Annotated in this window: 16 protein-coding genes and 1 tRNA gene; 9 read left to right on the top strand and 8 right to left on the bottom strand. The window is 68.8% G+C overall.

Going from position 1 to position 19,444, the window contains the following annotated elements:
• The 4 genes from H5J31_RS36395 to H5J31_RS36380 all read left to right on the top strand — a co-directional run.
• The coding region (locus tag H5J31_RS36395; protein ID WP_181777220.1) for a S8 family peptidase at positions 1-1,311 on the top strand (1,311 nt) is incomplete at its 5' end.
• A gap of 206 nt (positions 1,312-1,517) precedes the next feature.
• Entirely contained in the window at positions 1,518-2,021 is a 504-nt protein-coding gene (locus H5J31_RS36390; RefSeq protein ID WP_091599164.1) for a DUF3145 domain-containing protein, read from the top strand.
• Between the two features lie 41 nt (positions 2,022-2,062).
• Positions 2,063-2,659, top strand: a complete 597-nt coding sequence (locus H5J31_RS36385) for a hypothetical protein (protein WP_181777219.1) — start codon at positions 2,063-2,065, stop codon at positions 2,657-2,659.
• A 71-nt stretch (positions 2,660-2,730) separates the two neighbouring features.
• The gene (locus tag H5J31_RS36380; RefSeq protein ID WP_181777218.1) at positions 2,731-5,091 is read left to right on the top strand and encodes a cation-translocating P-type ATPase; all 2,361 of its coding nucleotides are present in this window, start codon (positions 2,731-2,733) and stop codon (positions 5,089-5,091) included.
• Positions 5,092-5,197: 106 nt separating this feature from the next.
• Here the strand turns inward: H5J31_RS36380 and H5J31_RS36375 are convergent, their stop codons facing one another.
• From H5J31_RS36375 to H5J31_RS36355, 5 genes are all read right to left on the bottom strand, one after another.
• Positions 5,198-6,448 carry a beta-ketoacyl-[acyl-carrier-protein] synthase family protein gene (locus H5J31_RS36375; RefSeq protein WP_181777217.1) on the bottom strand — a complete coding sequence of 417 codons (1,251 nt, stop codon included), beginning with the start codon at positions 6,446-6,448 and terminating at the stop codon, positions 5,198-5,200.
• A 40-nt stretch (positions 6,449-6,488) separates the two neighbouring features.
• Positions 6,489-6,734: an acyl carrier protein gene (locus H5J31_RS36370; protein ID WP_004559006.1), complete on the bottom strand. Its 246-nt coding sequence runs from the start codon at positions 6,732-6,734 to the stop codon at positions 6,489-6,491.
• 68 nt (positions 6,735-6,802) lie between these two features.
• Entirely contained in the window at positions 6,803-7,786 is a 984-nt protein-coding gene (locus H5J31_RS36365) for a beta-ketoacyl-ACP synthase III (protein WP_181777216.1), read from the bottom strand.
• On the bottom strand, positions 7,783-8,709 hold the full coding sequence (locus H5J31_RS36360; RefSeq protein ID WP_328701702.1) for an ACP S-malonyltransferase: 927 nt from the start codon (positions 8,707-8,709) through the stop codon (positions 7,783-7,785). The genes H5J31_RS36365 and H5J31_RS36360 overlap by 4 nt, the downstream gene beginning before the upstream one ends.
• A gap of 181 nt (positions 8,710-8,890) precedes the next feature.
• Positions 8,891-10,105 (bottom strand): PucR family transcriptional regulator, encoded by a 1,215-nt coding sequence (locus tag H5J31_RS36355; RefSeq protein WP_181777214.1) that lies wholly within the window; start codon positions 10,103-10,105, stop codon positions 8,891-8,893.
• A gap of 340 nt (positions 10,106-10,445) precedes the next feature.
• Between H5J31_RS36355 and H5J31_RS36350 the strand changes: the two genes are divergently transcribed.
• Both H5J31_RS36350 and H5J31_RS36345 read left to right on the top strand, forming a co-directional pair.
• On the top strand, positions 10,446-11,183 hold the full coding sequence (locus H5J31_RS36350; protein ID WP_181777213.1) for a mechanosensitive ion channel family protein: 738 nt from the start codon (positions 10,446-10,448) through the stop codon (positions 11,181-11,183).
• 216 nt (positions 11,184-11,399) lie between these two features.
• On the top strand, positions 11,400-12,044 hold the full coding sequence (locus tag H5J31_RS36345; RefSeq protein ID WP_181777212.1) for a nicotinamide mononucleotide transporter family protein: 645 nt from the start codon (positions 11,400-11,402) through the stop codon (positions 12,042-12,044).
• Here the strand turns inward: H5J31_RS36345 and H5J31_RS36340 are convergent.
• From H5J31_RS36340 to aceE, 3 genes are all read right to left on the bottom strand, one after another.
• On the bottom strand, positions 12,025-13,638 hold the full coding sequence (locus H5J31_RS36340) for an L-lactate permease (RefSeq protein WP_181777211.1): 1,614 nt from the start codon (positions 13,636-13,638) through the stop codon (positions 12,025-12,027). The genes H5J31_RS36345 and H5J31_RS36340 overlap by 20 nt on opposite strands.
• Before the next feature lie 189 nt (positions 13,639-13,827).
• Positions 13,828-15,039, bottom strand: coding sequence for an alpha-hydroxy acid oxidase (locus H5J31_RS36335; protein ID WP_181777210.1), 1,212 nt, complete (start codon positions 15,037-15,039; stop codon positions 13,828-13,830).
• A gap of 125 nt (positions 15,040-15,164) precedes the next feature.
• Positions 15,165-17,960 carry a pyruvate dehydrogenase (acetyl-transferring), homodimeric type gene (gene aceE / locus H5J31_RS36330; RefSeq protein ID WP_181777209.1) on the bottom strand — a complete coding sequence of 932 codons (2,796 nt, stop codon included), beginning with the start codon at positions 17,958-17,960 and terminating at the stop codon, positions 15,165-15,167.
• A 402-nt stretch (positions 17,961-18,362) separates the two neighbouring features.
• Between aceE and H5J31_RS36325 the strand changes: the two genes are divergently transcribed.
• The 3 genes from H5J31_RS36325 to H5J31_RS36315 all read left to right on the top strand — a co-directional run bounded on the left by H5J31_RS36325 (position 18,363) and on the right by H5J31_RS36315 (position 19,444).
• Positions 18,363-18,794 carry a DUF3052 domain-containing protein gene (locus H5J31_RS36325; protein WP_034311133.1) on the top strand — a complete coding sequence of 144 codons (432 nt, stop codon included), beginning with the start codon at positions 18,363-18,365 and terminating at the stop codon, positions 18,792-18,794.
• A gap of 77 nt (positions 18,795-18,871) precedes the next feature.
• Positions 18,872-19,333: a peroxiredoxin gene (locus H5J31_RS36320; RefSeq protein ID WP_181777208.1), complete on the top strand. Its 462-nt coding sequence runs from the start codon at positions 18,872-18,874 to the stop codon at positions 19,331-19,333.
• Between the two features lie 36 nt (positions 19,334-19,369).
• Positions 19,370-19,444: transfer RNA gene (locus tag H5J31_RS36315), tRNA-Val, on the top strand.

The raw sequence follows: 19,444 nt of genomic DNA, 5'->3' as shown, positions 1-19,444 counted from the left end.
GTGACCGCGCTCGTGCACGCCGGCGACGTCGCCACCGCCGAACGCGCCGTCCGCGAGGCCGGGCTCACGAAGGTCACCTCGTTCTCGAAGATCGGCGTCGTCGCCGTCCGGGGCACCGCCGACCAGGTGCGCGAGGTCCGCAAGGCCGGCGGGGTCACCTACGTGGAGGGCAACGAGAAACTCAAGGCGCACGGCAGCAGCGGCACCGCGGCGACCCGGAGCCTGCAGACGCGGACCACGCTGAAGGACGCCAACGGTGCGCCGGTGGACGGCCGCGGTGTCTCGGTCGCGATCATCGACACCGGCGTCGACCCGACGCATCCCGCGTTCAAGGGCGCCGACGGCAGGACGCGGGTGGTGCGGAACCTGAAGAGCCTCTGCCTGGACGGGACCGCGACGAACTGCATCGTCGACGTGCCGACCTTCGTCGACACCGACACGCTCTCCCTCGGCGGCCACGGCACGCACGTCACCGGTATCGCCGCCGGCGGCCAGGTGACGCTGACCGACGGCACCAAGGTCGGCGGCTCGGCGCCGGGTTCGAAGATCGTCTCGGTCTCGACCGGGGCCGCGCTGCTCGTGCTCGGCACGGACGCGGCGCTGAACTGGGTGCTGGAGAACCACAAGGCGCCGTGCGGCGCGGGCGTCGCCGCGTCGGTGTGCCCGCCGATCAAGGTGACCAACAACTCCTACGGTCCCAGCGGCGGCGGTGCCTTCGACCCGAACTCGGCGACCGTGAAGCTGCAGCGCGCGCTCGCCGCGGAAGGCGTCGTCACGGTGTGGGCGAACGGGAACGACGGCGGCGACGGTTCGGCGAACCTCTCCAACCCGGCGGGGCAGGACCAGACGCCGGGTGTCCTGGCGGTGGCGTCGTCCAACGATCAGGGGACCGGGACCCGCGACGGCACGGTGTCCGACTTCTCCTCGCGCGGACTCAAGACCGATCAGGCGACCTGGCCGGACGTCTCGGCGCCGGGGGAGAACATCCTCTCGTCCTGTCGTCCCACGCAGCCGATCTGCACGCAGGGCCTGCAGCCGAAGAGCGGGCCTGGTCTGCTGGACCTCGCGACCTACAACGTCATCAGCGGGACTTCGATGGCGGCGCCGCAGATCACCGGGATCGTCGCGCAGCTCTTCCAGGTCGCGCCGAACGCGAGCCCGGGTGAGATCGAGGCCGCGATCAAGGCGACCGCGTACAAGTTCACGAACGGCTCGCCGTACGTGGCCGCTGGTCCGTACACGTCGAGCTTCGACAAGGGCACCGGCCTGGTGGACACCTTCGCCGCTGCTCAATCCCTCGGCGCTCGGTAGTGACGTGGCGTGAGGGCCCCAGGTGGGGCCCTCACGCACGTGCGGAATCCCAATCAGGTGCGACTTATGGTGTTCATGTGGCCAAACAGCACGGTTGGGGTGCACAATGTGCTCACGCGTACCGGGAGGCGGCACGAGCCACCTGACCAGCGCAGCTCGCGAGGTCGTAGGGGAAGACGCCCCTCGTCGAGTAGCGGAGGTCAGCAGTGAGCACCCGTGGCAACACCCGTGGCGTGGTGTACGTCCACTCGTCGCCGTCTGCGGTCTGTCCGCACGTCGAGTGGGCCATTTCGGGCACCCTGGGTGCCCGTGTCGAGCTGAAGTGGACGGCCCAACCGGCCAGTCCAGGACAGCTCCGCGCCGAATGCGGTTGGCGCGCGCCTTCGGGCACCGGCGGAAAGCTGGCGTCCGCGTTGAAGGCGTGGCCGATGATCCGGTTCGAAGTCACCGAAGAGCCCAGCGCGGGCGTCGACGGCGAACGGTTCTGCTTCGCTCCAGGCCTCGGCCTGTGGCACGGCCGGACCAGTGCCAACGGCGACATCGTCGTGGGCGAGGACCAGTTGCGCGCGCTGGTGAGCAAGGTTCGCACCGGCGAGTCCTTGGCCCACAAGCTCGACGAACTCCTCGCCGCCAATTGGGACGAAGCCCTCGAGCCGTACCGGCACGCCGGTGACGGCGCCCCGGTCACCTGGCTGCACCAGGTCGGGTAGAGGGCGTGAGCGAGGAAGAGGCGGGCGGCTAACCTTCCAGGGTGACCGCCCAGCCTCGCCCCTCAGTTCGCCAGCGGTGGCTCATCCCCGTCCTCGTGGTGGTGATCTCCCTGACCGTCGGCATCGGGCTGCTCGCGCGTGAGCTCTACCGCCGTCCCGACGCCGTGCCCGCAGAACCGGTCGTCAGCGACTCGCCGACGTCCGTCGCCCCGGAGGAACAACCCGGCTCGCCCGCCGTCGAGGTCACGCCCGACGTCGTCGCGCATCCGCAGTACCAGAGCGTCCGGCAGGTGCTGCAGGGGTATTTCGACTCCATCAACGACCGCGACTATCCGAAGTGGACATCGGTGGTCAGCCGGGAACGGCAGAAGACCAAGACGGCGACGGAGTGGAAGAAGGACTATCAGTCCACACGGGACGGCAGCATCCTCGTCTACCGGGTCGAGCCGGGTGCTCCCGGAACGCTCCGTGTGCTCGTCGCCTTCACCAGCACCCAGGACGTCGACGACGCGCCCGTGTACCTCCCCGAGAGCTGCATCCGGTGGCGGCTGGTGCTCCCGCTGCGCCTGGAGAGCGGCTCCTGGCGGGTCGACACCACCGACGGCGGCACGAACCCCGAGCACGAACGGTGCTCATAGGCTTTCCTCAGGGGTGACATGGTCCTTCAGGCTGACGCACGGAGAGGCCCGGGCGGAATAGAGTCCCCGGCATGGCAATTGATCAGCCGGCCCTGCTGACCGACGCCTCGAGGGGACTCTCCAGCGAAGAGGTCGCCGAGCGTGTCGCCGCGGGCAGGACCAACACGGTCTCCACGAAGACCAGCCGGACCACCGGCGAGATCATCCGCGCGAACGTGTTCACCCGGATCAACGCGATCTACGGCGTGCTGTTCGTCCTCATCCTGTCGACGGGGTACTTCATCGACGGGCTGTTCGGCGGCCTGATCATCGTCAACAGCGCGGTCGGCATCATCCAGGAACTCCGGGCGAAACGGACGCTGGAACGGCTCGCCATCGTCGGACAGGCGAAGCCGACCGTCCGCCGCGACGGGCGGAGCGCCGAGATCGCCCCGGAGGACGTCGTGCTCGGCGACCTCGTCGAACTGGGGCCCGGCGACAAGATCGTCGTCGACGGCCCGGCGCTGACGGCCGACGCCCTGGAGGTCGACGAGTCGCTGCTGACCGGGGAATCCGATCCGGTGGTCAAACAGCCCGGCGACAAGGTGCTCTCCGGCAGCTTCGTGGTCGCGGGCAGCGGCACCTACCGCGCTGACATCATCGGCGACGAGTCCTACGCCGCGAAACTGGCCGCGGAGGCCAGCAAGTTCACCCTGGTGAAGTCGGAGCTGCGGCAGGGCATCGACAAGATCCTCAAGTTCATCACCTACCTGCTCGTCCCGGCGGGCGCGCTGACCATCTACAACCAGCTCGCGGGCGACCAGGCGTGGCCGGACGCGTTGCGCGGCATGGTCGCGGCGCTCGTGCCGATGGTGCCCGAAGGCCTGGTGCTGATGACGAGCGTCGCGCTGGCCGTCGGCGTCATCCGGCTGGGCAAACGCCAGTGTCTCGTGCAGGAACTGCCGGCGATCGAGGGCCTCGCCCGGGTCGACGTGGTGTGCGCGGACAAGACGGGCACGCTCACCGAGAACGCGATGAGGCTCGCCGAGGTCCGGGAAATCACCCCCGGGCATCCGGTGAACGACGCGCTGGCCGCGCTCGCCGCCGCCGATCCCCGGCCCAACGCGAGCCTGCAGGCGATCGCGGAGGAGCACCGGACCGACCCGGGCTGGACCGTCTCGACGACCATGCCGTTCTCCTCGGCGCGCAAGTGGAGTGGCGCGTCGTTCACCGGCGACGGCGACTGGGTGCTCGGCGCGGCCGACGTCCTGCTGCCGGAAGGGGAACACCGGGCGGAGGCCGAGAAGATCGGCTCGCGCGGGCTTCGCGTCCTGCTGCTGGGCCGGGCGGAGCGGGCCGTCGACGCGGCCGAAGGCCCGGGCGACATCGAACCGGTGGCGCTCGTGGTGCTGGAGCAGAAGGTCCGCCCGGACGCGAAGGACACTCTGGACTTCTTCGCGCACCAAGACGTCGCGGTCAAGGTCATCTCCGGCGACAACGCCATCTCCGTGGGCGCCGTCGCGGGCACCCTCGACCTGCCGGGCGCGGACAAACCCGTCGACGCGCGGAAACTGCCGGACGACGCCGAAAAGCTGGCCGACACCGTCGAGGATCGCGCCGTCTTCGGCCGCGTGACACCGCTGCAGAAACGCGCGATGGTCGGTGCGCTGCAGTCGAAGGGGCATACGGTCGCGATGACCGGCGACGGCGTCAACGACGTCCTCGCGCTGAAGGACGCGGACATCGGTGTCGCCATGGGCGCCGGCAGCCCGGCCACCCGCGCGGTCGCGCAGATCGTGCTGCTGGACGACAAGTTCGCCACCCTGCCGCACGTCGTCGCCGAAGGACGGCGGGTGATCGGCAACATCGAGCGCGTCTCGAACCTGTTCCTCACCAAGACGGTCTACTCGGTCCTGCTGGCGCTGATGGTCGGCATCGCGCAGGTACCGTTCCCGTTCCTGCCGCGGCACATCACCATCACCGCGTGGTTCACCATCGGGTTGCCCGCGTTCGTCCTCTCGCTGGCACCGAACAACGAACGCGCCCGCACCGGGTTCGTCGGCCGGGTGATGCGGATGGCCGTCCCCGCCGGGCTCGTCATCGCGACCGCGACGTTCGTGAGCTACCTGCTGGTGTACAAGGGATCCGGACAGTCCGAACTGGACAAGATCCAGGCGGGCACCACCGCGCTGATCACCCTGATCGCGATCGCGCTGTGGGTGCTCGGGATCGTCGCGCGGCCGTACAAATGGTGGAAGATCCTGCTGATCGGCGGCATGGTCGTGCTGACGCTCGCGCTGTTCCTGATCCCGTTCACGCAGAAGTTCTTCGCGCTGGACCCGAGCGTGAGCGCGTACACGCTTTCGGCGTTCGCCTGTGCGGGGGTGGGGATCGTGCTGGTCGAGGCGGCCTGGTGGATCGGGCGGCATCTGGTGAAGCGCTCGGAAGCCTGACCGTCCCTTTCGTACCCTCCGGTCGTGCCATGAATGGCCCGTTACTTGCAAAATTTGCAAGTAACGGGCCATTCATGGCACCAAGCGGGCCGAGCTCCCGACGCCGTCAGGCGGCCGGGGTGAACAGCAGTGCGGTGTTGTGCCCGCCGAAGCCGAACGAGTTGCTGAGCGCCGCGCCCAGCTCGACCTTGCGGGCCTCGCCTGCCACGACGTCGAGCTGGACCTTCGGGTCCAGGTCTTCGAGGTTCAGGGTCGCCGGGACGAGGCCGTGGTAGATCGCCAGGATGGTGGCGATGCCCTCGACCGCGCCCGCACCGCCGACCAGGTGGCCGAGCGCGCCCTTGGGAGCGGTCACCACGGTGTGGTCGCCGATGGCGTTGCGGATCGCCGCGGCCTCGCCGACGTCGCCGACGACCGTCGAGGTCGCGTGCGCGTTGACGTGGCCGACGTCGGCCGGGGAGACCCCGGCCATCTTCATCGCCGCGCGCATGGCGGCGATCTGGCCGATGCCTTCGGGGTGGTTGCCCGTGATGTGGTACGCGTCCGAGGTGATCCCGAACCCGCTCAGCCGCGCGTAGATGCGGGCGTTACGGGCCTTGGCGCGGTCGGCCCGCTCCAGGATGACGACGCCGGAGCCCTCGCCGAGCACGAAACCGTCGCGGTTCGCGTCGAACGGCCGTGAGGCCTTCGCGGGCTCGTCGTTGCGGGTGGACACCGTCCTCGCCTGGGCGAACCCGGCGAGGGTGATCGGGTGGATGCACGCCTCGGCGCCACCGGCGACCACGACGTCGGCCCGGCCGGACCGGATCATCTCGTAGCCGGCGGCGATGCCTTCCGCGCCCGAAGCACACGCCGAAGCGGGCGAGTGCACGCCGGCGCGGGCCTTCAGGTCGATGCCGACGTGCGCGGCGGGACCGTTCGGCATCAGCATCGGCACGGTCAGCGGGGACACCTTGCGGAGGCCCTGCTTGTGCAGAAGGTCGTTCTGTGAGATCAGGGTGACCGGACCGCCGACACCGGTGCCGATGGTCACCCCCAGGCGCTCGGGGTCCACATCCTGATGCTCATCGGTCGGCTGCTCGAAGCCCGCGTCGGCCCAGGCCTGACGCGCGGCGATGAGCGCCACCTGCTCGCAACGGTCCAGGCGGCGGGCCTGGACGCGAGGAAGGACCTCGGACGGGTCCACGGCGAGCGTGGCACCGATCTTCACCGGCAGGTCGAGTTCGTCGACCCAGTCGGCTTCGATCCGGCGGATGCCGCTTTCACCGGCGAGCAGGCCGTCCCACGTGGACGTGACGTCTCCGCCGAGCGGGGTGGTGGCACCCAGCCCGGTGATCACGACGTCGATGTTGCTCATTGGAGTCTCCCCAAGGTCGGCGCCATCAAGTACTGGTGACTTACTTGGAGTTGGCGGACACGTAGTTCACCGCGTCGCCAACGGTCTTCAGGTTCGCGAGCTCGTCGTCCGGGATCTTGACGCCGAACTTGTCCTCGGCCTGAACAGCGATCTCCACCATGGACAGCGAGTCGATGTCGAGGTCGTCCACGAAGGACTTCTCGGCGGTCACGTCGTCCTGCGCCACACCGGCGACCTCTTCGACGATCTCGGCGAGGCCGGCGAGGATCTCTGCGTTGTCTGCCACTGGTTGTTCCCTTCTCGGTGATGCTTTCGGCTGCCCCGCGGACACGGTGCCCGCAGGGGAAGTATTCATCACGGGCAGATGAAGGCCTGGCCCGCGTAGGAGAGTCCGGCACCGAAGCCGACGGCGAGTACGACGTCGCCCTGCTTGACGGTTCCCGCCTTGCGCATGTGGTCCAGCGCGAGGGGGATGGACGCGGACGAGGTGTTGCCCGAGTACTTGATGTCGTCGGCGACGACCATGTCCTCGCGGGCGCCCTTGGCGCGCAGCTTCTTGGCGATGGCCTCGACGATGCGCAGGTTGGCCTGGTGCGGGATCAGGACGTCCACATCGGACGGTTCGAGCCCGGCGACCTCGAGTGCCCGCAACGCGATCGGCGCGATCTGCGTGGTCGCCCAGCGGAAGACCGACTGGCCCTCCTGGTAGATCCACTTCTCGTCGCGCATGTAGATCAGGTCGACGTGCTCGCCGGCGCTGCCCCAGGCGACCGGGCCGATCTGCGCGGAGTCGGCCGGACCGACCACCGCCGCGCCCGCGCCGTCGGCGAAGATGATGGCGTTCGCGCGGTCGACCGGGTCCACGTGGTCGGTGAGCTTCTCGGCGCCGATGACGAGCGCCTTCTTCGAACTGCCCGCCCGGATCAGGTCCGAGGCGACGCCGAGGCCGTAGCAGAACCCGGCGCAGGCGGCATTGAGGTCGAACGCGGCCGGGTGCGTGATCCCGATCCGGTCGGCGACCTGGGCGGCCGCGTTCGGGATCTGCGTGGGCATCGTGCAGTTCGGCAGGATGACCGTGTCCACTTCGGACGGATCCACGCCGGCGTCGGCGAGGGCCGCTTTGCCCGCTTTGACCGCCATGTCGACCAGCGACTCGTCCTTCTCGGCGAACCGGCGCTCGACGATGCCGACGCGCTCGCGGATCCACTGGTCGTTGGTGTCCATGATCTGCGAGAGATCGTCGTTGGTCACGATCTTCTCGGGCTGGAAGCTCCCGACACCGAGGATGCGGGTCCCGGCGGCGCCCTGCGCCTGCCGCAAAGTGGATCGGTCGGTCACGAAGCGTCCTCCTGCTCCTGAAGCTTCGCCAGCTCGGCGGGGGTCTTCAGCGCGATGGTCGTGGTCACGGTTCCCTTGAGCTGCCGCTTGACCAGTCCGGTCAGCGTGCCCGCCGGCGGCAGTTCGAGCGTCGAGGTGACACCCGAGGCGACCAGTCCGTCCATGGTCAGGTCCCAGCGCACCGGGCTGGTGACCTGGGCGACCAGCCGGTCGAGGTACTCGGCCCCGCTGGTGACGACCTGGCCGTCGGCGTTCGACAGCAGCGGACGTGTGGGGTCCGCCGGGGTGATCTTCGCAGCGTGGGCTCCCAGTGCTTCGCGCGCGGGTGCCATATACGCCGTGTGGAACGCGCCCGCGACCTTGAGGGCCCGGACCTTGGTGCCTTCGAGCGGCTCCGCGACGATCTTCTCGATCGCGTCGGCGGCGCCGGAAGCGACGATCTGGCCCGCGCCGTTGCGGTTCGCGGCGGTGAGGCCGTGACCTTCGAGCCAGGAGACGATCCGCTCCGGGTCGCCGAGCATGACCGCGGCCATGCTCGTGGGCTCCAGTGCGCAGGCCTTGGCCATCTCCGCGCCGCGGATCGCGGCCAGCGCGACGGCGTCCTCGGGGCTCAGTACCCCGGCGATGGCGGCGGCGGCCAGTTCACCGACGGAGTGGCCGGCGACCGGCGCGTCCGCGGCGACGGGGGCTTCGCGCTGCAGGTGCTCGAACGCCAGCAGCGACAGGGCCACGATGAGCGGCTGCGTGATCGCGGTGTCCTGGATCTCTTCGGCGTCCGCTTCGGTGCCGAGGCGGACGAGATCGAGACCGGCTCGCTCGGACCAGGCTTCGACGCGCGCGCGGGCGCCGTCGAGTTCGAGCCAAGGGGTGAGCATGCCTGGGGCTTGGGAACCCTGACCGGGGGCGAGGACTGCGACTGTCACCCCCCAAGGGAACACTCTCGGCCACCATGGTCGTGATGCCGACGCTCACCAAGTCCGGCCGACGTAATTGTCGGAAACCTACAAAAGTGCCTTCCTGATCACTGCGCTTAACCCAAAAGCCTTGTCGGGTTCAACCAGCTTTCCCTATGAACTCTGTCACTGCGCTGAGTTACCAACCGGTTTACCAGAGGCCGCGGGCGCGGGCCAGTCTCCCGACCGTCAGGGCGACCTTCAGCACCCAGGCGTCCCGTGATTCGGCGGCGTGGCGGCCGGTGAGTTCGGCGGCCTTCCGCAGCCGGTACCGGACGGTGTTCGGATGGACGAACAACGTCCGCGCGCAGGTTTCCAGCACGCCGCCGCTGTCGAGGTAGGTCTCCACGGTCCGCAGCAGCGCCGGGCCCGCGTCCTCCAGTGGGCGTGCGATCTGTTCGACGAGCAGGCGTTCGGCCTCGGGATCGCCCGAAAGCGCACGTTCGGGCAGCAGGTCGAGCGACCGCGCGGGCCGCGGCGCACCGGGCCAGCCGACGACGGCCCGCAGACCGGACAGGGCCTCTGTCGCGCTGTAGTGGGCTTCGGCGAGCGTGGGCATGGTCGGACCCGCGACGACCGGGCCGTCGGCGAACGCGACGGACAGCTTGGTGAGGATTTCGCGGTCTTTGGCGGTCCCTTCGGTCGGTCCGGCGACGACCACGACCAGGCGGGATCCCTGCACCGAAAGCAGGACCGGCCGCCCGACCCGCGCCGCACGGCTGCGGACCTCGAACACGACCGTCGGCGGGTCTTCCGACGACGGTGTCCCGACCAGCGCGGTGGCGGGCGCGGCCGGATCCCAGCCGAGCGCGGCCGCACGGGAGAGCACGGCCTCCTCGGCGTCGCCGCGGACGATGCCGTCGACGACCAGTGCTTCCAGCCGTGCGTCCCAGGCGCCGCGTGCCTCGGCGGCGGCCGCGTACGAGTTGGCGGCGGCGAACGCGATCTCCCTGCCGTAGCGCAGGATCCCCTCGATCAGCGCGGCCCGCTCGCCCTCGTTGGCGGCGAAGTCCGGCAGTTGCTCCTCGAACACCTCGATCGCCAGCCGCACCATGCCGACGGCTTGGCGCAGGCTCACCCAGCGCGAGAGTTCGGCGGGCGCCTCGCGGAAGGCCTCGGTGGTGAGGGAGAGCGCCTCCTTCGAATCGCGAAGCCAGTCGACGAAACCGGCGGCACCCGCCTGGGTGATCAGCAGGACGCTCGCGCGCTGGTCGGCGGGAAGGCGGGCGAACCAGCTCAGCCGCTCCTCCATCACCGCGATGCTCGCGCTCGCGAGCCGGCCGGAGGCGTGCTCGAGCCGCCGGAGGGTCTTGGCGGACAGCCCGTGGTGCTTGGGCACACGCCGTCCCGAAGTCGCATCAGCCATGGTCAGCCGATCCTAGTCCGGTCGGCCCGTGGGGCCGTCGTCCTGCGGCCGGACGCCTGGTAAGTCCGAAGTGGACAGACATCGCGCGGTGCGCGGCGGTGAATGGTGAAAGGTGTTCGCATAAAACTCGAGGCCGCCCGGCGCTTGCGTTTTACGCCGCGCCGAGCGGCCTCGTCTCCCCGGTCCCCACCGGTAGAACAAGTATGGGACTTGTGGATCTTTTCCCGCTAGCTCACTCACTCGATCGTGGGTCGCCGAGTTGCCGGTGAGTGGCCCGTGATCAACGATCCCTCGCAAGCCGCGCCGGGTTCGGCGTGGGGCGCAGAGGAGGGAGTTCGCCGTGGGCGAGCAGCTGAAAGACGGTCTTGGGCAAGCATGGAACCTGGTCGCCACCTTCGTGCCGAAACTGGTGGGATTCCTCATTATCCTGCTCATCGGCTGGTTGATCGCGAAGGCCGTGTCAAAGGCATTGGGACTGGTTCTGTCGAAGATCGGTTTCGGCAAGCTCATCGAGAAGACCGGACTCACCGGAACGCTGAAACAAGCGAATGTCGACGCGGGCGGGATCCTCGTCAAACTCGTGTACTACTTCATTCTCCTGATCGCGCTTCAACTCGCGTTCGGCGTATTCGGTGAGAGCAATCCGGTCAGCGCGCTGCTCAACGAGATCATCGCGTTCCTGCCGCGGATCCTGGTGGCGCTGGTGCTGGTGATCGTCGCGGCCGCCATCGCGAAGGTCGTCCGCGACCTGGTGCACGGCGCGCTGTCGGGCCGCCCGGCCGGACGGCTGCTCGGCACCGTCGCCTACTGGCTGATCATGGCATTCGGCATCATCGCCGCCCTCGGCCAGGTGAACATCGCGACGGCGGTGACGGGGCCGGTCCTGGTGGCCGTGCTCGCCACCATCGGCGGCGTGATCGTGGTCGGCTTCGGCGGCGGCCTGATCAAGCCGGCGCAGGACCGCTGGCAGGGCTGGCTGGCCAACCTGCAGGGCCAGCTGGAGACCGGGAACGGGAAGCAGGAGGTCCGTTCGGAGCCGCCGACTTCGCCCGTGGGCATCGGTCGCGTAGATTCCTGAGCATCCCGCGGGCCCGGTGATCGAGGAAGGCACCGGGCCCGCGTGGAGCTGGAGGGGCCCATCGCCGTATTTCGTGCGGTGAAGGGCCCCTTCTTCACGTCTCGCTACTCCGCCTCAGCGGCTCTCAAGCCGTTCCCCTGTTCCACACCTCACACTCGCTAGGGAATGGCGTCGCCGCGGAGCATGTTGGAGCGGTAGACGGAGAGGGGTGCGGACGTGGACTTCCTGTTGCACAACGGTGTCACGGTGCTCGGACAGTGGATCTCCTTCGCCGAGCTGGCGGGGCAGATCTTCGCGTTGGCCGTGGTCTTCCTGGCGCAACGCCGCACGCTGTGGACCTGGCCGGTCCAGGTCGGCGCCACCGTGCTGCTGTTCTCCGTCTACCTCTCCGCGCATCTCGGTGGGCTCGCCACCAGGCAGGTCGCGATCCTCGCCATCTCGATCTACGGCTGGTGGGCGTGGTCCCGCCGCAGCGACCCGGTCTACGGCGTCGTCGTCCGCAAGGGCCGGTTCTCCGAACGCCTGGCCATGCTCGGCGCGTTCGCGATCGGCACCACCGTGATGGCGCTGGTCCTCGACGCGCTGAACGCGTCGTGGGCGCCCTGGCCGGACGCCGCGATCTTCGTCGGCACGCTGGTCGCCTTCGCCGCGCAGGGCGCGGGTCTCGTCGAGTTCTGGCTGGTGTGGCTGGTCGTCGACGCGATCGGTGTCCCGCTGCAGCTCTCCTCGGGCCTGTACTTCTCGGCCGCGGTCTACATCGTGTTCGCCGGGCTGGTCGTGCACGGCTGGTGGAGCTGGAACCGGACCGCGAAGCAGGTCCAGACGGCGCCGTCGGCCGGGGTCACGGCAGCATCCAGCTGAGCACCGGACTCGCCTGACCGACCACGATCAGACACATCACCAGCAGCAGGCCGAGGCTCCACGGCAGCACCTTCCGCAGCAGCATGCCCTCCTCGCCGGGCAGGTTCGCCGCGACACAGGCGATGGTGAGGTTCTGCGGCGAGATCATCTTCCCGAGCACTCCGCCGGAACTGTTGGCCGCGGCGAGCAGGTCCGGCGGAAGACCGGTCTGATGCGCCGCCGTCACCTGGAGCGCGCCGAACAGCGCGTTGGCCGAGGTATCGGATCCGGACACGGCGACGCCGAACCAGCCGAGCACGGGGGACAGGAAGGCCAGTCCGGCGCCCGCGGCGGCGATGAACGTGCCGATCGTCGCGGTCTGCCCGGACAGGTTCATCACGTAGGCCAGCGCGAGGACACCGGCCACGGTCAGGATCGCGAACCGCAGTTCCTTCACCGTCGCCAGCCATTCGGCTGCCGCGTCGCTCGCGGCGACCTTGAGCGCGATCGCCGTCAGCACGCCCGCGATCAGCACCAGGGTGCCGCCGGTGTTGAGAAACGGCAGCGAGAAGTTGTTGCCGGACACGGGCTTCCCGCTCGGGCTCGCCACGTCCAGCCCCGGCCAGTGGAACTTCCAGGTGGCCGAATCGAGCAGCTTCTTCACCGGCGGAAGCTGGGCGACCGAGAAGATCACGATGATCAGCAGGTACGGCAGATAGGCGAGGAAGATCTCGCGGCGCTCGTCGGGTTTGTCGAGTGTCGCCGTCTGCGTGCCGGTGAGCACCTGGGCGCGAACCTCGGCGTCGGCCGGTTTACGGGAGGCGGGAAGGGCCACGAGCGCGGCCGCGCCCGCCAGTGCGGCGCCGATGTCGGCCAGTTGTGCGGACACGTAGTTCGAAGCGAGGAACTGGACCACACCGAACGCGACCCCGCAGGTGAGCGCCGGGATCCAGGTCTCCTTGAGGCCGCGTTTGCCGTCGACGATGATCACCAGCAGCAGCGGGACGAACAGGGCGAGCAACGGCGTCTGCCGTCCGACGATCGAGGACACCTGCTCCAGCGGCAGCCCGGTGACCTGGGCCAGGGTGACGACCGGGGTGCCCATCGCGCCGAACGCGACCGGCGCGGTGTTCGCGACCAGTGCCACCACCGCGGCCTTGACCGGGGTGAAACCGAGCGCCACCAGCATGATCGCGCTGATCGCCACCGGCGCGCCGAAGCCCGCCAGGGCCTCCATGAGCGCGCCGAAACAGAACGCGATGATCAGCGCCTGGATGCGGGGGTCGTCCGAAACCCGGCCGAACGAGCGGCGCAGGACGTCGAAATGCCCGGTGCGCACGGTGATCCGGTAGATCCACAGCGCGTTGACGACGATCCACATGATCGGGAACAGGCCGAACGCCGCGCCTGAGAACGCGCCGGAGATCGCCTGGCCGACCGGCATGCCGAAGGCCACGATCCCGACGACGAGAGCGACCGCGAGGCCGATCAGGGCGGCGAGATGCGCTTTCAGGCGGACGGCACCGAGCAGGACGAGAACGGTGGCGAGGGGGAGGACCGCGACCAGGGCGGACAGGCCGAGCGAGCCGAGTGGGGAGAGTTCTTGCACGAACATGCGAACCCCGTTTCCACGATGCGAAAACAGCTTTTCACGCCGTGTCGGAGATCTTCCTCACAAACCTCGTGTGCCGTCAACAAGGTGAAGGCAAAACCTGAAACTCCCCACCCACTCGCCGCATTCAGTCCTCTGGATGCGGTGCTTGCACGCGCAGCTACCGCATTCAGAGGACTAAACGCGGGAGGGTCAGCGCATGGTGGCGTGCGACGGCTTCAGGTCGGCGAGGGTGCGGACGCCGAGCAGCTGCATGGTCCGGACGATCTCGGCGCGCAGGATGTCGACGCACCGCTGGACGCCGCGTTCGCCGCCGGCCATCAGGCCGTAGAGGAACGCGCGCCCGACGAGCACCGCGTCGGCGCCGCGTGCGATCGCGGCCACGATGTCGCCGCCGGAGAGGATGCCGGTGTCGACCCACACCTCGGCGTTGCCCTGGATCTCGTCGAGTACGGCCGGCAGCAGCTCGATCGGCGTCGGCGCGCGGTCGAGCTGACGTCCGCCGTGGTTGGACAGCAGTACCGCGTCGGCGCCGTGCTTGACCACGTCACGAGCGTCGTCGACGTTCTGGATGCCCTTGATCACGAGCTTCCCGGGCCAGGTTTGGCGCACCCAGTCGAGGTCGTCGAAGTTCAGCGTCGGGTCGAAGAGCTTGTTGAGCAGCTCGGCGACCGTGCCGTCGAAGTGGCTCAGCGACGCGAAGGTCAGCGGCTCGGTGGTCAGCAGGTTGAACCACCACGCCGGGTGCATCGCGCCGTCGACGAACGTCTTGAGGGTGAGTGCGGGCGGGATGGTCAGCCCGTTGCGGACGTCGCGCAGCCGGGCACCCGCGACCGGGGTGTCCACCGTCAGCATGAGCGTGTCGAAACCGGCGGCCCAGGCGCGATTCATCAGATCTTCGCCCGCCTTGTGGTCGCGCCAGACGTAGAGCTGGAACCACTTGCGGGCCTCCGGCGCGGCCGCCGCGAGGTCCTCGATCGACGTCGTCGCCATCGTCGACAGCCCCATCGGGATACCGTTGCGCTGGGCGACGCGGCCCACCGCGGACTCGCCCTCGTGGTTCATCATGCGCGTGAACCCGGTCGGCGCGAACGCGAACGGCAGTGCCGAACGCTTGCCGAGTATCTCCTTGCTCGTGTCCACATCGGACACGCCGCGCAGGACGTTCGGGTGGAATTCCACGCTGCGGAAGGCCTGCCGGGCGCGGCGGAGGCTGTCTTCCAGCTCCGCGGCGCCGTCGGTGTAGTCGAACGCCGCGCGCGGGGTTCGTTTCCGGGCGATCGTCCGGAGGTCGGCGATCGTGTGCGCGCCCGCCAGCCGCCGTTCGGTCGGGTTGAGCACGATCGGCTTCGGCCGCAGGATCTGCTTCAGCTCACTCGGCTTAGGCAGTCGACGCTTCGTCACACTCGCTCACCCTCTCCGCTCGCCCCAGAAACATCCGATGTCTCACCCTAACCGTCCCGCCGTCGGATGCAATGAACGGCCCGTTACTTGCGAAATTTGCAAGTAACGGGCCGTTCATTTCACGGCTAGGCGCTACCGGAGTCCGACAACTGCGGACCCGCGGCGGCGACGTCGTCGAGGCGGTACTTGCGCGCCGCCTCGGCCACCTTCGCCTGGTCGAAGTCGCCGCGCTTGGCCAGCGCGCTCAACGTGCCGACCACGATCGACTGCGCGTCGACCAGGAACTTCCGGCGAGCGGCCGGGCGGGTGTCGGAGAACCCGAACCCGTCGGTGCCCAGCGTCAGCATGTCGTTCGGCACCCACGGACGGATCAGGTCCGGCACCGCGCGCATCCAGTCCGACACCGCGACGACCGGCCCGTTCGCGCCGGACAGCTTCTGGGTGACGTACGGCACACGCGGGGTCTCGCCCGGGTTGAGCAGGTTCGCGTGGTCGATCTCGACGGCCTCGCGCCGCAGCTCGGTCCACGACGTCGCCGACCAGACGGCCGCGCGTACGCCCCACTCCTCGGCCAGCATCTGCTGCGCCCGGAGCGCGTCCGGCATGGTCACGCCGGACACCAGGATCTGCGCCTCGGGGCCTTCGCCCGCGGGGGCGTCGGCGTAGCGGTACAGACCCTTGAGCAGGCCGTCGACGTCGAGGTTCTCCGGCTCGGCGGGCTGCTGGTAGGGCTCGTTGTAGATCGTCATGTAGTAGAAGATGTTCTCGCCGTTGCCGTCCGGCCCGGTCTCGCCGTACATCCGGCGAAGGCCGTCCCGCACGATGTGGGCGATCTCGAACGACCACGCGGCGTCGTAGGCCACGACGGCCGGGTTGGTCGCCGCGAGGAGCAGCGAGTGCCCGTCGGCGTGCTGCAGGCCCTCACCGGTGAGCGTGGTGCGGCCTGCGGTGGCGCCCAGGACGAACCCGCGGGCCATCTGGTCCGCCGCCGCGTAGAGGCCGTCACCGGTCCGCTGGAACCCGAACATCGAGTAGAAGATGTAGATCGGGATCATCGGCTCGCCGTGCGTGGCGTACGAGGTGCCGACGGCGGTGAACGACGCGGTGGAGCCCGCCTCGTTGATGCCCTCGTGCAGGATGACGCCCTTTTCGGACTCCTTGTAGGCCAGCATCAGGCTCGCGTCGACCGACGTGTACGTCTGGCCGTGCGGGTTGTAGATCTTGGCCGTCGGGAACATCGAGTCGAGACCGAAGGTGCGCGCCTCGTCCGGGATGATCGGCACGATCCGCTTGCCGATCTCGGAGTCCTTCGCCAGCTCGCGGACGAGCCGGACGAACGCCATCGTGGTGGCGACCTCCTGCTTGCCCGAGCCCTTGCGGATGCCTTCGTAGACCTTGTCGCCGGGCAGCACGAGCGCCTTCGCGGCCTTCGGACGGCGTTCCGGCAGGAACCCGCCGAGCGCCTTGCGACGGCCGATCATGTACTCGATCTCCGCCGAGTCCTTGCCCGGGTGGTAGTACGGCGGCAGCTTCGGGTCGCGCTCGAGTTCCTCGTCGCTGATCGGGATGCGCTGGGCGTCCCGGAACAGCTTGAGGTCGTCGAGGGTGAGCTTCTTCATCTGGTGCGTGGCGTTGCGGCCCTCGAAGGACGGTCCGAGACCGTAACCCTTGATGGTGTGGGCCAGGATCACCGTCGGCTGGCCGTGGTGCTCCAGCGACGACTTGTAGGCCGCGTAGACCTTGCGGTAGTCGTGCCCGCCGCGCTTGAGGTTCCAGACGTCGGCGTCGGTGAGGTCCTTGACCAGCTCCTTGGTCCGCGGGTCGCGGCCGAAGAAGTGCTCGCGGACGAAGGCGCCGTCGTTGGCCTTGTAGGTCTGGAAGTCGCCGTCCGGCGTCGTGTTCATCAGGTTGACCAGGGCGCCGTCACGGTCCGCGTGCAGCAGCGAGTCCCACTCACGGCCCCAGATGACCTTGATGACGTTCCAGCCGGCGCCGCGGAAGTACGACTCCAGCTCCTGGATGATCTTGCCGTTGCCGCGCACCGGGCCATCGAGCCGCTGCAGGTTGCAGTTGATCACGAAGGTCAGGTTGTCGAGGCCCTCGCCCGCGGCCACGTGGATGAGGCCGCGCGATTCCGGCTCGTCCATCTCGCCGTCGCCGAGGAACGCCCAGACGTGCTGGTCGCTCGTGTCCTTGATGCCGCGATCGCGCAGGTAGCGGTTGAATCGCGCCTGGTAGATCGCGTTCATCGGGCCGAGGCCCATGGACACGGTCGGGTTCTCCCAGAACTCCGGCATCAGCCGCGGGTGCGGGTACGACGGCAGGCCGCCGCCTTCGCCGGCATGCGAGAACTCCTGGCGGAACCCGTCCATCTGGTTCTCGCTCAGGCGGCCCTCGAGGAACGCGCGAGCATAGATGCCCGGGGAGGCGTGGCCCTGGATGAAGATCTGGTCGCCGCCGCCGGAGTGGTCCTTGCCGCGGAAGAAGTGGTTGAAGCCCACTTCGTACAGCGCCGCGGACGAGCCGTAGGTCGAGATGTGCCCGCCGACGCCGACGCCGGGACGCTGCGCGCGGTGCACCATGATCGCGGCGTTCCACCGGATGTAGGCGCGGTAGCGGCGCTCGATCTCCTCGTCACCGGGGAACCAGGGTTCGTTCTCGGTGGGGATGGTGTTGACGTAGTCCGTCGACGTCAGCGCAGGAACGCCGACGTGGCGCTCCCTGGCCCGCTCGAGGATGCGCAGCATCAGGTACCGGGCGCGCTGCTGACCACCCCTGGCCAGCGCCTCGTCGAAGGAGTCCAGCCATTCGGCAGTCTCCTCCGGGTCGATGTCGGGCAGGTGCGCCGCCAATCCGTCACGGATGACGCGGACGCGTGCCGGGGTCTCCTTGCCGGAGGCGCCGTCGTTCTGCGGGGCCAAGGGGTCTCCTTGCGAAAGGTGGTAGCTGGTTCTGCTCGTACGCGGGCGTGTTCGCCTTCCATCGTCGTCCTCCGGTTCCGTTCTCGTCACCGCTACTGATCGGTAACGTCGGCGGACCCGGTTGCGACACGCCTCGCACGCGCCTGTATCCGCGCGCGCGTTTTCTCTCCCACCCTAAAGCAGGGGATTTCCGGGTGCCCAAGCGCGCCCGGATTGGCCACGCCAGGATGGTCCGAATGCCCGTACGCCGCGACACGAGTTGTTCAAGATCCGGTGTGGACGGTTGCGCGAAGCGCTTCGCCAGTGTTCGCTAACGGGCATCGTGTACCCGAGTGTGGTGCCGGCCCGGTCGACCTGGCCACGGCGACACCACGCTCCGTCGTAGTTGGAGGAGTGACAGCAGTGGTCGCCGCGGGAGACGCTGATCAGAGCAGCGTCGCCGAAAGGCTTGGGATCAAGCCGGACATGGTGGTCCAGGAGATCGGCTGGGACGAGGACGTCGACGACGACCTTCGTGCTGCGATCGAGGAGCAGATCGGCGGCGACATCCTCGACGAGGACGCCGACGAGGTCATCGACGTCGTGCTGCTGTGGTGGCGCGAGGACGACGGTGATCTCGGCGACACGCTGATCGAGGTCCGGACCCCCCTGAACGAGAACGGTGTGATCTGGGTACTGACCCCGAAGACGGGACAGCCCGGGCACGTCGAGCCGAGCGAGATCGCCGAAGCGGTGCCGCAGGTCGGGTTGGCGCAGACGGCCAACATCAGCGCGGGCCCCAAATGGGCGGGCACGCGGCTGGTGTCGCCGAAGTCGTCCAAGACCAAGCGGTGACCTCCGGAGCCGCGCGAGCGACACGATAGGGTTGTCGTCGCAGGCCCCTGTTCGCTCTTCGAGAGGAAACCGCCGGTATGGCCGTCGAGGTCGGATCGCAAGCCCCGGACTTCACGCTCAACGACTACAACAAGCAGCCCGTGCAGTTGTCGTCCTTCAAGGGCGAGAAGCCGGTCCTGCTCGTGTTCTACCCGTTCGCGTTCAGCGGCATCTGCACCGGCGAACTGTGCCAGCTCCGCGACGAGTTCGCGGACTACGACGGCGAGGGCGTGCAGGTCATCGGCGTGTCCGTGGACACCCCGTTCTCGCTCAAGGCGTGGGCCGACCAGGAGGGCTACCAGTTCCCGCTGCTCTCGGACTTCTGGCCGCACGGTGAGGTCGCGAAGGCCTACGGCGTCTTCAACGAGGCGGCCGGCCTGGCCACCCGTGGGACCTTCCTGATCGACAAGGACGGCGTCGTCCGGTTCGCCGAGATCAACCAGCCCGGCGAGGCGCGCGACCAGCAGGCTTGGAAGAAGGCCGTGGCCGCCCTGGCCTGAGTCTTCACCGGTGGCACCCTCGCGGTGCCACCCTCCGGGCGCATAGCTCAGCGGGAGAGCACTCGGTTTACACCCGAGCGGTCGTAGGTTCGATCCCTACTGCGCCCACCA

Source organism: Amycolatopsis pittospori (assembly GCF_013870525.1).
Taxonomy (GTDB): Bacteria; Actinomycetota; Actinomycetes; order Mycobacteriales; family Pseudonocardiaceae; genus Amycolatopsis; species Amycolatopsis pittospori.
Note: the sequence above shows the minus strand (reverse complement) of the source record. Positions and strands in the feature narration are given on the sequence as shown.

Bases quoted from the DNA above. Each gene is read 5' to 3' on its own strand.
- H5J31_RS36380 (WP_181777218.1), top strand. From the start codon at position 2,731: ATGGCAATTGATCAGCCGGCCCTGCTGACCGACGCCTCGAGGGGACTC.
- H5J31_RS36375 (WP_181777217.1), bottom strand. From the start codon at position 6,448: ATGAGCAACATCGACGTCGTGATCACCGGGCTGGGTGCCACCACCCCG.
- H5J31_RS36355 (WP_181777214.1), bottom strand. From the start codon at position 10,105: ATGGCTGATGCGACTTCGGGACGGCGTGTGCCCAAGCACCACGGGCTG.
- H5J31_RS36340 (WP_181777211.1), bottom strand. From the start codon at position 13,638: ATGTTCGTGCAAGAACTCTCCCCACTCGGCTCGCTCGGCCTGTCCGCC.
- H5J31_RS36320 (WP_181777208.1), top strand. From the start codon at position 18,872: ATGGCCGTCGAGGTCGGATCGCAAGCCCCGGACTTCACGCTCAACGAC.